The organism is Streptomyces rishiriensis (assembly GCF_030815485.1).
Classification (GTDB): Bacteria; Actinomycetota; Actinomycetes; order Streptomycetales; family Streptomycetaceae; genus Streptomyces; species Streptomyces rishiriensis_A.
In genome coordinates this window covers 2,062,537-2,076,074 of the sequence record NZ_JAUSWV010000002.1, presented here as the reverse complement: position 1 = coordinate 2,076,074, position 13,538 = coordinate 2,062,537, and the positions used below count along the sequence as shown (strand labels likewise).

13 protein-coding genes are annotated in these 13,538 nt (G+C 73.1%); 5 read left to right on the top strand and 8 right to left on the bottom strand.

Annotated elements, in window-relative coordinates:
* Positions 1 to 212 precede the first annotated feature (212 nt).
* Entirely contained in the window at positions 213 to 740 is a 528-nt protein-coding gene (locus QF030_RS11705; protein ID WP_307162592.1) for a DinB family protein, read from the bottom strand.
* 238 nt (positions 741 to 978) lie between these two features.
* Complete coding sequence (locus QF030_RS11700; protein ID WP_307162591.1) at positions 979 to 2,079, bottom strand: pyridoxal-phosphate-dependent aminotransferase family protein; 1,101 nt, start codon at positions 2,077 to 2,079, stop codon at positions 979 to 981.
* Positions 2,080 to 2,264: 185 nt separating this feature from the next.
* Here QF030_RS11700 and QF030_RS11695 point away from each other — a divergent pair, with 185 nt between their 5' ends.
* From QF030_RS11695 to QF030_RS11675, 5 genes are all read left to right on the top strand, one after another.
* Complete coding sequence (locus tag QF030_RS11695) at positions 2,265 to 3,128, top strand: transporter substrate-binding domain-containing protein (RefSeq protein WP_307162590.1); 864 nt, start codon at positions 2,265 to 2,267, stop codon at positions 3,126 to 3,128.
* A 3-nt stretch (positions 3,129 to 3,131) separates the two neighbouring features.
* A complete protein-coding gene (locus QF030_RS11690; protein WP_307162589.1) occupies positions 3,132 to 3,965 on the top strand; it encodes an amino acid ABC transporter permease in 834 nt (277 codons plus the stop codon).
* Complete coding sequence (locus QF030_RS11685; RefSeq protein WP_307162588.1) at positions 3,962 to 4,753, top strand: amino acid ABC transporter ATP-binding protein; 792 nt, start codon at positions 3,962 to 3,964, stop codon at positions 4,751 to 4,753. Before QF030_RS11690 ends, QF030_RS11685 begins: the two co-directional genes overlap by 4 nt.
* 21 nt (positions 4,754 to 4,774) lie before the next feature.
* On the top strand, positions 4,775 to 5,866 hold the full coding sequence (locus QF030_RS11680; protein ID WP_307162587.1) for an amidohydrolase family protein: 1,092 nt from the start codon (positions 4,775 to 4,777) through the stop codon (positions 5,864 to 5,866).
* A 166-nt stretch (positions 5,867 to 6,032) separates the two neighbouring features.
* The gene (locus tag QF030_RS11675; RefSeq protein WP_307162586.1) at positions 6,033 to 7,010 is read left to right on the top strand and encodes an SCO1860 family LAETG-anchored protein; all 978 of its coding nucleotides are present in this window, start codon (positions 6,033 to 6,035) and stop codon (positions 7,008 to 7,010) included.
* A gap of 97 nt (positions 7,011 to 7,107) precedes the next feature.
* Here the strand turns inward: QF030_RS11675 and cobC are convergent, their stop codons facing one another.
* Genes cobC through cobM form a run of 6 tightly spaced genes read right to left on the bottom strand, consistent with a single transcriptional unit; the run spans position 7,108 to position 13,488 of the window.
* On the bottom strand, positions 7,108 to 8,193 hold the full coding sequence (gene cobC / locus QF030_RS11670; RefSeq protein WP_307162585.1) for an Rv2231c family pyridoxal phosphate-dependent protein CobC: 1,086 nt from the start codon (positions 8,191 to 8,193) through the stop codon (positions 7,108 to 7,110).
* Positions 8,183 to 9,112 (bottom strand): sirohydrochlorin chelatase, encoded by a 930-nt coding sequence (locus tag QF030_RS11665; protein WP_307162584.1) that lies wholly within the window; start codon positions 9,110 to 9,112, stop codon positions 8,183 to 8,185. The genes cobC and QF030_RS11665 overlap by 11 nt, the downstream gene beginning before the upstream one ends.
* Positions 9,109 to 9,699 (bottom strand): precorrin-8X methylmutase, encoded by a 591-nt coding sequence (locus tag QF030_RS11660; protein WP_307162583.1) that lies wholly within the window; start codon positions 9,697 to 9,699, stop codon positions 9,109 to 9,111. Before QF030_RS11660 ends, QF030_RS11665 begins: the two co-directional genes overlap by 4 nt.
* Entirely contained in the window at positions 9,696 to 11,411 is a 1,716-nt protein-coding gene (gene cobJ / locus QF030_RS11655) for a precorrin-3B C(17)-methyltransferase (protein WP_307162582.1), read from the bottom strand. Before cobJ ends, QF030_RS11660 begins: the two co-directional genes overlap by 4 nt.
* Positions 11,408 to 12,664, bottom strand: a complete 1,257-nt coding sequence (gene cbiE, locus QF030_RS11650) for a precorrin-6y C5,15-methyltransferase (decarboxylating) subunit CbiE (protein ID WP_307167540.1) — start codon at positions 12,662 to 12,664, stop codon at positions 11,408 to 11,410. Before cbiE ends, cobJ begins: the two co-directional genes overlap by 4 nt.
* Positions 12,665 to 12,669: 5 nt before the next feature.
* Entirely contained in the window at positions 12,670 to 13,488 is an 819-nt protein-coding gene (gene cobM, locus QF030_RS11645) for a precorrin-4 C(11)-methyltransferase (RefSeq protein WP_307162581.1), read from the bottom strand.
* Between the last annotated feature and the right edge of the window lie 50 nt (positions 13,489 to 13,538).

Genomic DNA, 13,538 nt, shown 5'->3' with positions numbered 1-13,538 from the left:
GACGCGTTACCGTTTCATCCCTTTTTGCACCGCGCAAAAGGGGCGTATCGCCCCGCTTGTGCAATGCGTCACGCATTCGGAACCTGCCCGGGATTCTCGACGTTTGGAAGCGGGGAATCCGGGCAGAAGAACCCAGGAACGCTAGCGCGCGGAAATAGGTGGAGAAGTAAGCCGAGAAAAGAGTCGCGGGGAATTCGGGAATGGCCTGGAATTCAGGTTCCGGTCACCCCGTCGATACGCTCCCGCAGAATGTCCGCGTGGCCGTTGTGCCGGGCGTACTCCTCGATCATGTGGATCAGCACCCAGCGCAGAGCGACCTCGAGCCCGGCCATCGGCCCGTCGGCGATCCGGCCGGTGGCGTCGAGCGGGCGCCCGGCGATCAGCTCGCGCCCACGCGCGATCTCCCGCCGCCAGACGGCCAGCGCCGCGTCGAGGCCCCGCCCGGCGTCGAGGGCGTACCCGGTGCCTTCCTCGAAGACGGGCGGCACGTCGAGCCCGGCGAACACCCGCTGGAACCAGTTGCGCTCGACCTCGGCGAGATGCTGGACGAGACCGAGCAGGGTCAACTCGGACGGTTCGGCCGCCGGTTGCCGCACCTGCTGGTCGTCCAGCCCCGCGCACTTCAGCTCGAGCGTAGCCCGATGGAACGCCAACCAGCTCTCCAGCATGGGAAGTTCGTCACCGGTCAGCAGAGGAACGGGGCGGCCGTCGGGGAGGGTGAGGGGAGCGTCGATGGTCATGCGAGGCAGCATGACAGGCGACACCGACAGGGGGACTCGGTCAGTCCGACCGACCGCGAACCGGCCGTCCGTCCGGCAGTGACCGAATCCGGTCCTGAACCGTCGTGAACCGGTCGTCAATCGGCCGTCCGTCTGGCGCCGAACGGGCCGCGGACCGGGCGAACGGGCCCCGAGCCGACCCCGAGCCGACCCCGAGCGGGCCGTGTTGCTGCGGTGTGCCGGCCGGGATCGGCAACCCCTACCGCCAGGCGTTCTCGACGGCTCGCCGGGCCCCTTCCAGATCCACGGCGAGCCCCTTCTCCGCCAGTGCGGCGCCCAGTGCCGCCAGACACGCCTGCACCACGCCGACGGTCGCGTCGCCCCCGTAGTGGTTGACCCGGATCATCCTCCCGGCCAGCGCGCCCCCGCCCGCGGCCAGCGGCAGGGTGGCATCGCTCGCCAGCGCCCGGGCGACCAGCTCGGACGCCAGCACGCCCGGCGGCGTCCGCAGCGTCGTGGCGACAGGGGCCGCCTCCGCCGCGTCACGCACGTACGGCTCCAGCCCGCCGCCCAACGCGACCGCACCCGCGCGCGTCGCGGCGGCGGCGGACGCGTGCCGGGCCATGACCGTCTCCGCTCCCGCCGCCTCGATCCGCTCGACGCACGCCTCCAGCGCGAGCATCTCCAGCTGCGCCGGCGCGTGCAGCAGCGCCTTGCGACCGCCGTCGACCCAGCGCTCCTTCCAGTCCAGCAGGGACAGGTACGACCGGCGCGGCGCCTTCGGGTTCGCGGCCATCCGCGCCCACGCCCGCTCGCTCACCGACACCGCCGACACCCCCGCCGGACCGCCCATCGCCTTCTGCGCGCCGATCACACACAGGTCCACGCCCCACGCGTCCGGCAGCACCGGCTCCGCGCCGATCGAGGCCACCGCGTCCAGGTAGAACAGCGCGCCGTGTTCCCGCACCACCTCGCCGATCTCCGCGACCGGGTTGGTGTTGCCGGTCGCCGCCTCCGCGTGCACCAGCGACACGAAGTCGATCCCGGGGTGCTCGGCGAACGCCTCCCGGATCTGCGCGGCCGTCACCGCCGTGTGGAAGGGCACCGCCAGATCGATCACCGTGGCACCGCAGTCCCGCAGCCAGTCGCCGAAGGTCTGCCCGTACGGACCGGTGATCACGTTCAGCGCGGTCGTGCCCGGACCGGCCGTACCGCGGATCGCGCCCTCCAGCGGCAGCAGCGCCTCGCCCTGCATGATCACGACGTCCTGCCGGGTGTCCAGCAGCCGCGCTACCCGGTCCTCGATCGAGGCGAAGCGTGCGGCACTCAGCGGGGCGAGGTCCAGGAACGGGTGTGTCACGGCGGTGCTCTCTTCACTGACGGGGTAGAGGTGACGAAAGACTAACCGGCACGCATCCCACCTTTCCCGCCCGTCCCATCGTTGACTTCGTAGGTCGCACGGCCCTGTAACCATCAGTTTGATTTGAGAGCCTCAAACTTCTCCTTATAATCAGAACTCATAGTTCCCTTACAGGAAGGCCCGCCGTGAACACCCACCCCGGCCGACGGACCCGCGTTCTGGCCGCCACCACCATGACGGCCGGGCTGATGCTCGTCGCCGCCTGCACCTCCACCGATGACGGCGGCAGCGGCTCCAAGACCGCCGCCGGCGGGGTCGAGCTCGTCAAGGCGGGCCAGCTCACCACCTGCACCCACCTGCCCTACCCGCCCTTCCAGTCGGAGATCGACGGCAAGGTCCAGGGCTTCGACGTGTCCCTGATCGACCTGGTCGCCGACGACCTGGGAGTGAAGCAGGTGATCAACGACACGCCCTTCGAGAACTTCAAGACCGGCGCCTTCCTGAACTCCGACCAGTGCGACCTGGCCGCGGCCGGCATGACCATCACCGACGAGCGCAAGAAGAACGTCGACTTCTCCGACCCCTACTTCGAGGCCACCCAGGCCGTCCTGGTCGACAAGGGGGCGGGCGTCACCTCGCTCGCCGACGTGAAGTCCAAGAACGTCAAGCTCGGCGCCCAGGCGCAGACCACCGGCGAGGACTACGCCAAGAAGGAGGGCTTCGACCCGGTCTCCTTCGAGTCCTCCGACGCCGTCCTCAACGGTCTGCGCACCGGCCAGGTCAAGGCCGTCGTCATCGACTACCCGGTGGTCCAGGGCTGGCTGAAGGACAAGGCCAACGCCGACGCCTTCAAGGTCGTCGACAATCTCAACACCGGTGAGCAGTACGGCTTCACGGTGAAGAAGGGCAACGCGAAGCTGGTCGCCGCGATCAACAAGGCACTGGCGGACGCGAAGGCCGACGGCACCTACAAGAAGCTGTACGAGAAGTGGATCGGCCCGTACGACGAGTCGGCCGCCTCCCCGTCGGCCGCCGCCTCGGCCTCCTGACCCATGGCCGATACCGACGTACGACTCCAACCGAAGAAGAAGGGCCTGACCCGCCGGCAGAAGCGCAGCCTCTCGCGCGGCGCGCAGTACGTCGTCTTCGTCGCCGCCGTGATCGTCTTCGCGGTCACGGCGGACTGGGGCCGGCTGAAGAACCAGTTCGCCCAGTGGGACATCGCGAAGCAGATGTTCCCTGAGGTCATCACGCTGGCGCTGAAGAACACCGTGCTCTACACGGTGTCCGGGTTCGTCCTCGGCCTGGTGCTCGGTCTGGTCGTCGCCCTGATGCGGCTGTCCTCCGTGGGCCCGTACCGCTGGCTGGCCGGTGTCTACATCGAGATCTTCCGCGGTCTGCCCGCCCTGCTGATCTTCGTCTTCATCGGCGTCGCCGTGCCGCTGGCCTTCCCCGGCACGGAGATCGTCGGCGGCACCTACGGCAAGGCGGCCCTCGGGCTCGGCCTCATCGGGGCCGCGTACATGGCGGAGACGTTCCGCGCGGGCATCCAGGCCGTGCCCAAGGGGCAGCTGGAGGCGGCCCGGTCGCTGGGCTTCTCGCCCGCCCGCGCGATGGTCTCGGTCATCATCCCGCAGGCGTTCCGGATCATCCTCCCGCCGCTCACCAACGAACTGATCATGCTCTTCAAGGACTCCTCCCTCGTGCTGCTCCTCGGGGTGACGCTGGAGGAGCGCGAACTGTCCAAGTACGGCCGTGACCTGGCCAGCACGACCGCCAACTCCACGCCGATCCTGGTCGCCGGTCTGTGCTACCTGCTGGTGACCATCCCGCTCGGCTTCGTCGTGCGGCGCATGGAGGCGAAGGCCCAGGAGGCCGTGAAATGAGCCGACCGGAGATCGACGTCCGCGACCTGCACAAGTCGTTCGGGACCAACGAGGTGCTGCGCGGCATCGACCTGGAGATCGGCCAGGGTGAGGTCGTCTGTGTGATCGGCCCTTCCGGCTCCGGCAAGTCGACGCTGCTGCGCTGTGTGAACCTGCTCGAGGAGCCCACCAAGGGCCAGGTCTTCGTGGGCGGCACCGAACTCACCGACCCCGACGTCGACATCGATGCCGTACGCCGCCGGATCGGGATGGTCTTCCAGCAGTTCAACCTCTTCCCGCACCTGTCGGTGACCGAGAACCTCACACTGCCGCAGCGCCGGGTGCTCGGACGGGGCAAGGCGGAGGCGGCGAGGGTGGCCGCCGAGAACCTGGAGCGGGTGGGCCTGTCGGAGAAGGCGGCCGCCTACCCCGCCTCCCTGTCCGGCGGTCAGCAGCAGCGCGTCGCCATCGCCCGCGCGCTGGCCATGGGCCCCGAGGTGATGCTGTTCGACGAGCCGACCTCGGCGCTCGACCCGGAGCTGGTCGGGGATGTCCTCGCGGTCATGCGGATGCTCGCCGACGAGGGCATGACGATGATGGTCGTCACCCACGAGATGACCTTCGCCCGCGAGGTCGCCGACCGGGTGGTCTTCATGGACGGCGGCGTGATCGTGGAGGACGGCGCCCCGGCCGAGGTCATCGGGAACCCCAGCCACGAGCGCACCCGGCACTTCCTCTCCCGCCTCCTCGACCCCGCGATGGCCCAGGTCGAGGAGGAGACCTCCGACCGGCTGGGCAAGGGCGACTAGGCGGTCACTAAGGTGCGGTGCATGAGCGATCGCGCGGTGCTGCACGTGAAGGGGCGGATCCTGACCGGATCCGACGAGGTCCGCGACGGGCTGTGGGTCGTCGACGGCCGGATCTCCTACGACCGCCCCGCCGGCGCGCGCGATGTGCGGACCGTCGAGGGCTGGGCGCTGCCCGGCCTGGTCGACGCCCACTGCCATGTGGGCCTGGGCGCGCACGGTCCCGTCGGGGCCGACGTCGCCGAGAAGCAGGCGCTGACCGACCGCGAGGCGGGCACCCTGCTGCTCCGCGACGCCGGCTCGCCCTCGGACACCCGCTGGGTCGACGACCGCGAAGACCTCCCGAAGATCATCCGGGCGGGCCGGCACATCGCCCGCACCCGCCGCTACATCCGCGGCTACGCGCACGAGATCGAGCCCGGGGACCTCGTCGCGTACGTCGCGCGGGAGGCCGGGCGCGGCGACGGCTGGGTCAAGCTGGTCGGCGACTGGATCGACCGCGAGGTGGGCGACCTCGCCCCCAGCTGGCCGCGGGAGGCGGCCGAGGCGGCCATCGCCGAGGCCCACCGCCTGGGCGCGCGGGTCACGGCGCACTGCTTCGCCGAGAACTCGCTCCGCGACCTCGTCGAGTCGGGCATCGACTGCGTCGAACACGCGACGGGCCTCACCGACGAGCTGATCCCGTTGTTCGCGTCGCGCGGCGTGGCGATCGTGCCGACCCTCGTCAACATCGCCACCTTCCCCGACCTGGCCGCCGGCGGCGAGTCCAAGTTCCCGCGATGGTCGGCCCATATGCGCCGGCTCCACGAACGCCGCTACGACACCGTGCGCTCCGCCTACGACGCAGGCATCCCGGTCTTCGTCGGCACGGACGCCGGCGGCACGCTGCCGCACGGTCTGGTGGCCGCGGAGGTCGCGGAACTGGTGACGGCGGGCATCCCGCCGCTCGCGGCGCTCTCGGCGACCACCTGGGGCGCACGCGAATGGCTCGGCCGCCCCGGTCTGGTCGAGGGCGCTCCCGCGGACCTCGTGGTCTACGAGAGCGACCCGCGCGCCGACGTACGGGTGCTGGCGGCTCCGCGCCGGGTGGTACTGAACGGCGCGGTGGTGAGCTGAGAGCGCGGCGCCGCGGGCGGTGGGGGGGAACGCGCGTGCCGATGGAATCGAAGGCATGCGCGAAAAACTCACGTTGGAGTGAATCCACGGCACCCTGCTGACCGTTCACCCCTCGTACGCAATTCTTGCGGGGTCCCGAGGCATTCCTCTTCTGGGGGTCCCACCCTTGAACGGCAACCACTTTCCGCTGCCCGCGCGCGCCCGTCGCGCCGCCACCGTCGTCGCGGTCACGGTCCTGGCCGCTGGTCCCGCGGCCCTGGCCGGCGCGGGCACCGCCCACGCGACCTCCGGCCAGGGCCGGGCGAGCGCGTCCGTCCTGCGCACCGGCCTCGACGTGTCCCTGCTCGACAAGACCGTCGACGTCCCGCTCGCCGTGTCCCTCAACGAGGTGCAGGCCCCGCACAGCGCCGAGAAGAGCGCGCTGTCCGCCGAGTTGGACGGCGTCGCCGGCGGCAAGCCCTTCAGTGTCCTGCGCGCGGACGTCGCCGAGGCGAAGGCGGCCGTCGACGGCACCGGAGCCGAGGCCTCCACCCGTCTCGCCCACGCGAAGCTGCATGTCCCCGGCCTTCCCCTGCTCTCCCTCATCGAGGTCGGCACGGTCACCTCCAGGGCGACCTGCGAGGCCGGCAGCACGCCGGTCGCCGTCTCCAGCGTGCTCGGCTCGGTGACGGTCCTGGGCAAGAAGGTGTCGGTCAGCGCCGGCGGCCCGACGCACGTGAAGGTGCCGGGCGTGGGCGAAGTCCGCCTGGACCTGTCGAAGCGCGAGACCACCACCCGCACGGCCGCCGCCACCGCCCTCGAACTCACCGTCTCCGTCAACCCGTTGAGCCTCAACGTGGCCGAGGTGACGGGCACCGTGACCCTCGCGAAGGCCACCTGCGAAGCCCCGGCCGAGCAAGAGCGGGGCGAGGAGCAGGACGGGGACCAGGGACAGGGCGAGGCCCAGGACCGGGCCGAGGGCCAGGAGCAGGCCGCCGGGCCGAGCGCCGCCCCGGCCGGTGACGTCAGGGCGCAGGGCGGGCCCGCCCGGGCGGACCTGGCCCGGACCGGCGGCAGCTCGACGACCCCGTACCTCGCGGGCGGCGCGGTGGCGCTGCTGGCGGCGGGCGGGGGAGCGGTGGCCCTGGCCCGACGTCGCGGCTGACCGGACGGAACGCTGGAGCACGGTGCACGGGGGGTACGGATCCGGGGCGTCCCGCCCGGGTCCGTACCCCCCGTACCCACCCCCCCGTACCCCGCCGTCATCCCCGGGTCAGGGCCAGTGCCTGGTCCAGCGCCTGGAGGAAACGGTTCACCGTCGCCCGGTCCCGTACCGCCAGCCGCAGCCACTCCTCGTCCAGCCCCGGGAAGGTGTCACCGCGCCGGACCGCGAACCCCAGGGTGCGCAGCTGTCGGCGGACGGCGTCGGCCCCGGGCAGCCGCATCAGGACGAACGGCCCCTCCGCGGGCCCCACCACCCGCACCCCGTCGACGCCGAACTCCTCGAGACCGGCCACCAGATGGGCCCGGTCCGCGGCGACGCGACGGGCGGCGTGGGCGGCCTCCGCCAGCGCCTCGGCACCCATGCACGCCTCCGCCGCCGCCAGCGCCGGCGTGGACACCGGCCACAGCGGCTGTGCCCGCTCCAGGTCGGCGACGGTCTCCGGCGCGGCGAGCACATAGCCGATCCGCAGCCCCGCCAGCCCCCAGGTCTTGGTCAGACTGCGCAGCACCACCAGACCGGGCACGTCCGTGATCCCGGCGAGGGCCTCCCGCTCGCCCGGCACCGCGTCCATGAACGCCTCGTCGACCACCAGCGTCCGTCCGGGCCGGGCCAGCCGCCGGATCGTCAGCGCCGGGTGCAGCACCGACGTGGGGTTCGTCGGGTTGCCGACGACCACCAGGTCGGCCGTCTCCGGAACGGCCGCCGGATCCAGCCGGAAGCCGTCCTCGGCGCGCAGCACCACCCGGTCCACGCTGTGCCCGGCGTCCCGCAGCGCCGCCTCGGGCTCCGTGAACTGCGGGTGCACGACGACGGGCCGCCGGACCTTCAGGGCGCGCGCCAGCAGCACGAACGCCTCCGCCGCGCCCGACGTCAGCAGCACCCGTTCGACGGGCAGCCCGTGCCGCGCCGCGACAGCCGCCCGCGCTGCCCGCCCGTCCGGGTAGGCCGCCAGGCCGTTCAGGGACGCGGCGACCCGCTCCCGCAGCCAGCGCGGAGGGGTGTCCGCGCGGACGTTCACCGCGAGGTCGACGAGCGTCGAGCCGTCGTCGCGCACCTCGGCGTCCCCGTGGTGGCGCAGGTCGTGGCCGTCGGAGTGCCCCGCGGCGGGTCCCTCAGTGGGCATGGGAGTGCGCGGGCCCGTGATGGTGGTGGCCGTCGTGATGGTGGCCCTCGTCGTCCGGGTGGAAGTGCGGCTGCTGCGGCGCCCCCACCTTGTCCTCGAAGCCCGGCAGCGCGATCCGGTACACGCACGAGTCGCAGTTCATCCGCAGATCGCCCTTGACCGCCTCCTCGTACCGCTCCATCACCAGGTCCAGCAGCTCCGGCTCGGGACCGATGACGTCCGCCGAGCGCACCTCGGCCTCCGGGTGAGCGGCCGCCCAGTCCTCGGTCTGCTGCCGTACCCGCTCCGGCAGGATGCCGGTGAACAGGAAGTAGGGGAGCACGACGATCCGCTTCGCCCCGAGCTTCACGCACCGGTCGAGCCCGCTCGGCACGTCCGGCGCGGCGAGCGACACGAACGCGGTCTCCACGCCCGCGTACCCGCGTCCCTCCCACAGCAGCCGCGCCGCCTTGTACACCTCGGCGTTGGCGTCCGGGTCCGTCGACCCGCGTCCGACCAGCAGCACGGTCACGTCGGCCAGGTCATCGGCAGCGCGCCCCACGGTGCCCAGCGCCTCGTCGAGGCGTCGCTCCAGCACGTTCAGCAGCGCCGGGTGCGGGCCCAGCGGACGCCCGTACGTGTAGGAGATCCCCGGATGCCGCTCCTTCTCGCGGGACAGGGCCGCCGGGATGTCGCCCTTGGCGTGCCCGGCGGACACCAGCATCAGCGGAACGGCGGCGAACCGTCGTACGCCACGCTCCACCAGCTCCGTCACCGCGTCGCCCAGCGGCGGCGGGGACAGCTCGATGAAGCCGCCGGCGACGGGCAGTTCGGGGTGGCGGCGGCCCAGCTCCCGTACGAAGTCACGGAAGGCCTCGGCTCCGGCCTCGTCCCGGGTGCCATGGCCGGCGATGAGCAGAGCGGGCGGCGGGGTGATCACTTTTTCTCCTCGGAGGGCGAAAGGGGGGTGTACAGCAGGGCGTTGAGCGCGGCGGCGGCGACCGCCGACCCGCCCTTCTCGGACACGTTGCTCACTGCGGGCAGCCCGCTCTCGCGGAGCGCGGCCTTCGACTCGGCCGCACCGACGAACCCGACGGGCAGTCCGATGACCAGCGCGGGGGAGGCGTCGAGCGTCAGCAGTTCCTCCAGGGCGGTCGGCGCGCAGCCGATCACCCAGAGGGCGCCGGGCCCGACCTCCTCGTACGCCAGCCGGATCGCGTGGGCGGACCGGGTCAGCCCGGGTCCGGAGCGGGCGTCCCTGAGACGGCAGACGGTCTCCCGCCGGGTGATCCCCGCGGCCACCATCTCCACGTCGACGACGACGGGCGCCCCGGCGTGCAGCGCGACGTGCGCCTTCGCCAACTCGCCCTCGTCCAGCACGAGATCGCTCGCGTACTCCAGGTCGGCGGCGGAGTGGATGACCCGCTCCACCACCGCCCGGCTCAGCGGCGCGAAGCGCGAGGTGTCCAGGCGGGCCCGCAGCCGCCGGAAGGACTCCTGCTCGATCGGATGGACCACACGGTTCACAGGGCGCCCTCCCGGGAGCTCTCCGGGCTTTCCGGGGAGTTCTCCTGCCAGCGGTAGCCGCGGGGCGTCACCATGCGCCCCGCGATGTTCCGGGTCGCCGTGTTGCCCACGGTCACGACCGTCATCATGTCGACCCACGCCGGGTCGAGTTCCGTCAGCGTCGTCAGCCGTGCCGTGCCGTCCGGGCGCGAGGCGTTGCGCACGACACCCACCGGCGTCGTCGGCTCCCGGTGCTCCGCGAGGATCGAGAGCGCCTTCGGGAGCTGCCAGTCGCGGCCCCGGGAACGGGGGTTGTAGAAGGTGACGACGATGTCCGCCTCGGCCGCCGCCCGCACCCGCCGCTCGATGACCTCCCACGGCGTGTGCAGATCGGACAGGCTGATCGACACGTGGTCGTGGCCCAGCGGCGCACCGAGGATCGCACCGGCCGCGAGCGCGGCGGTCACCCCCGGCACCCCGACCACGTCGATGTCGTCGGACGCCTCGGCGAGCGCCGGGGAGGCCATCGCGTACACGCCCGCGTCCCCGCTGCCGATCAGCGCGACGGCCTGCCCGCGCCGGGCCTCCGCCACGGCGGTCCGGGCCCGCTCCTCCTCGGCGCCGAGCCCCGACTCCAGGATCCGGGTGCCGGGCCGCAGCAGGTCGCGGATCTGATCGACGTACTGGTCGAGTCCGACGAGTACCGAGGCCCGCTCCAGCTCCGCCCGGGCGCGCGGCGTCAGCAGGTCCCGCGCGCCGGGCCCGAGCCCGACGACCGCGAGCCGTCCGCGCCCCGGCCGCCGTACGACCGCGCAGGTCGCCGTCGCGGGGACCCCCGCCGACTTCCGCTTGGGGACCAGCAGTTCGCCGCCGCCGATCAGCGCCGCCGCCTCCGCCACGGACGGCGTGCCGACGGCGGCGAGCGGGGCGTCGGACGGGTTCGGCACCTCGACGCCCGCCAGCTCCTCGGCGGAGTACGTCACCACGGGCACACCGAGCCGTCGGGCGGCCTCGACGATGCCCGGCTCGTCGGCCTTGGCGTCCACGGTGGCGAGCTCGGCGAGACTCCGCACGGACAGTCCCGCCTCCCGCAGCACGCCCTCGACCAGGCCGAGCACCTCGTCGACCGGGGCGCCCCTGGACGCGCCGACCCCGACGACGAGGGACGGCGGACGCAACAGCACCTCCCCGGACGACGGCTCGACCGCACGGTCCGTCAGCCGCACGGTGTACGACCCCCGCCCGGCGAACGGCACCGGCGGCAGCGGCCACGCCACCTCGGCGGCCAGCGCGACCGGCTCACCGTCCAGCAGGGCCCGCGTCACGCCGGCCACATCGCCTTCCACGGGAAGACCGAGCGTGTCGAGGCCGGGGATGCCGACGGCGTCCGTGGCCGTGGTCAGCACGGGCTGCGCGCCCAGCAACCCGCCCACGGCCAGAGCGAGTTCGTTGGCCCCGCCGGCGTGCCCGCCGACCACCGGGACGGCGAACCGGCCGGCCTCGTCGACGCACACCACACCCGGGTCGGACGTCTTGTCGGACAGCAGGGGCGCGACCAGCCGGACGACCGCCCCGGTCGCCAGGAAGCACACGAGCTGCTCGCACTCCGCGAACGCCCGCCGGACGGCGTCCCCGACCGGGCCGTCGTACACGCGCGTGCGGTCCGGCCAGGCCGCGGCCAGCCGGTCGCGCGCCGCCGCCCCCGCCGCGGTGGCGGAAATGAGGCCGATCACAGGGCTACTCCTTCTCGATGGACAGGGTGCGCGCCGACGGCGTCTCTGACACCCCACAGCAGGAAAACGGGATTGGTCGCGGCCAGCCGGGTCACGTCACCCGGCAGCGGCGCGAGCCGTGAGGAGTGCAGCAGCACACCGTCGCAGTCGAACCCGGCGTCGCCGAGCGCGCCGCGCACCGCCGGCACCCGGTCCAGCGCGGCCATCGCGACGACCACCGTCCGCCGGGCCCGCCGCGCGCACGCGCCGACGATGCCGGGCAGCTCGCGCCCGCCACCGCCGACGAACACGGCGTCGGGATCGTCGAGTCCGGCCAGAGCGTCGGGGGCGCTGCCGTGCACGACGTGCACGTCGACACCGTGCGCCCCGGCGTTGGCACGGATCCGGGCGACCCCGTCCGCCGCCTTCTCGACGGCGCTGACCGCGGCGCCGAGGCGCGCGCACTCCACGGCCACGGACCCCGACCCCGAGCCCACGTCCCAGACCAGGTCGCCGGAGCGCGGCCCCAGCCGGGCCAGGGCCAGCGCCCGGACCTCGAACTTGGTGATCATCGAATCGCGGTGGGCGAAGTCGCCCTCGTCCAGCGCCCACCCGGCGGCCCGGACCGCGGGTCCGGCGAGCGTGCGTACCGGACCGGGCGTCCGCGCCTCGTCCAGGCACAGCACGACACTCACCGCCGTGCCCCAGTCCCGTCCGGCGGCCTCGCCGGGGGAGACGCGCTCCACCCGTTCGCCCGCGGGGTCGCCCAGCGCCGAGGCCACGACGAGCACCCGCCCGGGCGCGCTGCGCGCGAGCGCGGCACCCAGCTCGGCGGGCCCGGCGCCCGGCCCGGTCAGGACCGCCACCTTCGGGTGCGCCCGGCAGACGTTGACGGCCGTCCGCGGATCACGCCCGTGCGCGCTCACGACGACGGCGTCGTCCCAGGTCAGTCCGAGCCGGGCGAAGGCGGTGGCCACGGAGGAGACACCGGGCCGGACGTCCAGGCGGTGCGACCCGAACCGTTCGGCCAGCGCCCGCACGATCCCGAAGAACCCGGGGTCGCCGGAGGCCAGCACGACCACACGCCGGTCCTCGCCGACGTACTCGGCGATGGCGTCCAGGGCCGGCGCGAGCGGACCGAGGACGATCCGCTCGACGGACGCGGGCAGTCCCGCGGCGTCCAGGTGGCGCCGCCCGCCCACGACGAGCCGGGCGCCGGCGAAGACCTCCCCGCCGGGCGCCGTGCCCGTCCCCGTACCGACGACGGTGATCAGGCCTCTCACGTACTGGCACCCCGTGTCCGCAGCGCCCGGCGGGCCTCCGGGTCGGCCTTGCGATAGCCGTGGAAGTGACCGGGGTGGTACAGGTGCGAGCGGGTGCCGTGCGCGTCGAGGGCCGGACCGACCAGGAAGAGGGTGTGCTTCCAGAGCTTGTGCTCCTTGACGGTCTCCTCCAGCGTCTCGATGGTGCATTTCACGACCAGCTCCTCCGGCCAGGTCGCCTGGTAGGCGATGACCACCGGGGTGGCGGTCGGGTAGCCCCCCTCCAGCAGCTCCCGCACCAGCTGACCGCTGCGCGCGGCCGACAGGAAGATCGCCATGGTCGTGCCGTGCTTCGCGAACTCCCGCACCTCCTCGCCGGGCGGCATCGGCGTCTTGCCGCCGCCGAGCCGGGTGAGGACCACCGACTGCGCCACCTCGGGGATCGTCAGCTCGCGCCGGGCGAGCGCGGCGACGGCCGAGAAGGAGGACACCCCGGGCACGATCTCGGTCTCGACGCCGATCTCCTCGCACCGGTCGAGCTGCTCCTGCGTACCGCCCCAGAGCGCGGGGTCGCCGGAGTGGATGCGGGCCACCTTCAGCCCCTCCCGGCGGGCCCGCTCGTACACGGCGACGACGTCCTCCAGGGACATGGTCGCCGAGTCGAGAATCTCCGCGCCCTCGCGCGCGTGCTCGAGAACCTCCGCCTGGACCAGGCTCGCGGCCCAGATCACGACGTCGGCGTCGGCGATCGCACGCGCGGCACGGAACGTCAGCAGGTCGGCGGCGCCGGGGCCGGCACCGACGAAGGTCACCTTGCCGGCGGGGGCATCGGCCATGGGTTCTGGTCCTCTCATAACGGGCTTTGTCCGTGTTTTCCGGCGTCAGC

Coding starts and splice junctions, on each gene's coding strand:
- QF030_RS11705 (WP_307162592.1), bottom strand. CDS start 740: ATGACCATCGACGCTCCCCTCACCCTCCCCGACGGCCGCCCCGTTCCT.
- QF030_RS11690 (WP_307162589.1), top strand. CDS start 3,132: ATGGCCGATACCGACGTACGACTCCAACCGAAGAAGAAGGGCCTGACC.
- QF030_RS11685 (WP_307162588.1), top strand. CDS start 3,962: ATGAGCCGACCGGAGATCGACGTCCGCGACCTGCACAAGTCGTTCGGG.
- QF030_RS11680 (WP_307162587.1), top strand. CDS start 4,775: ATGAGCGATCGCGCGGTGCTGCACGTGAAGGGGCGGATCCTGACCGGA.
- cobC (WP_307162585.1), bottom strand. CDS start 8,193: ATGCCCACTGAGGGACCCGCCGCGGGGCACTCCGACGGCCACGACCTG.
- cobM (WP_307162581.1), bottom strand. CDS start 13,488: ATGGCCGATGCCCCCGCCGGCAAGGTGACCTTCGTCGGTGCCGGCCCC.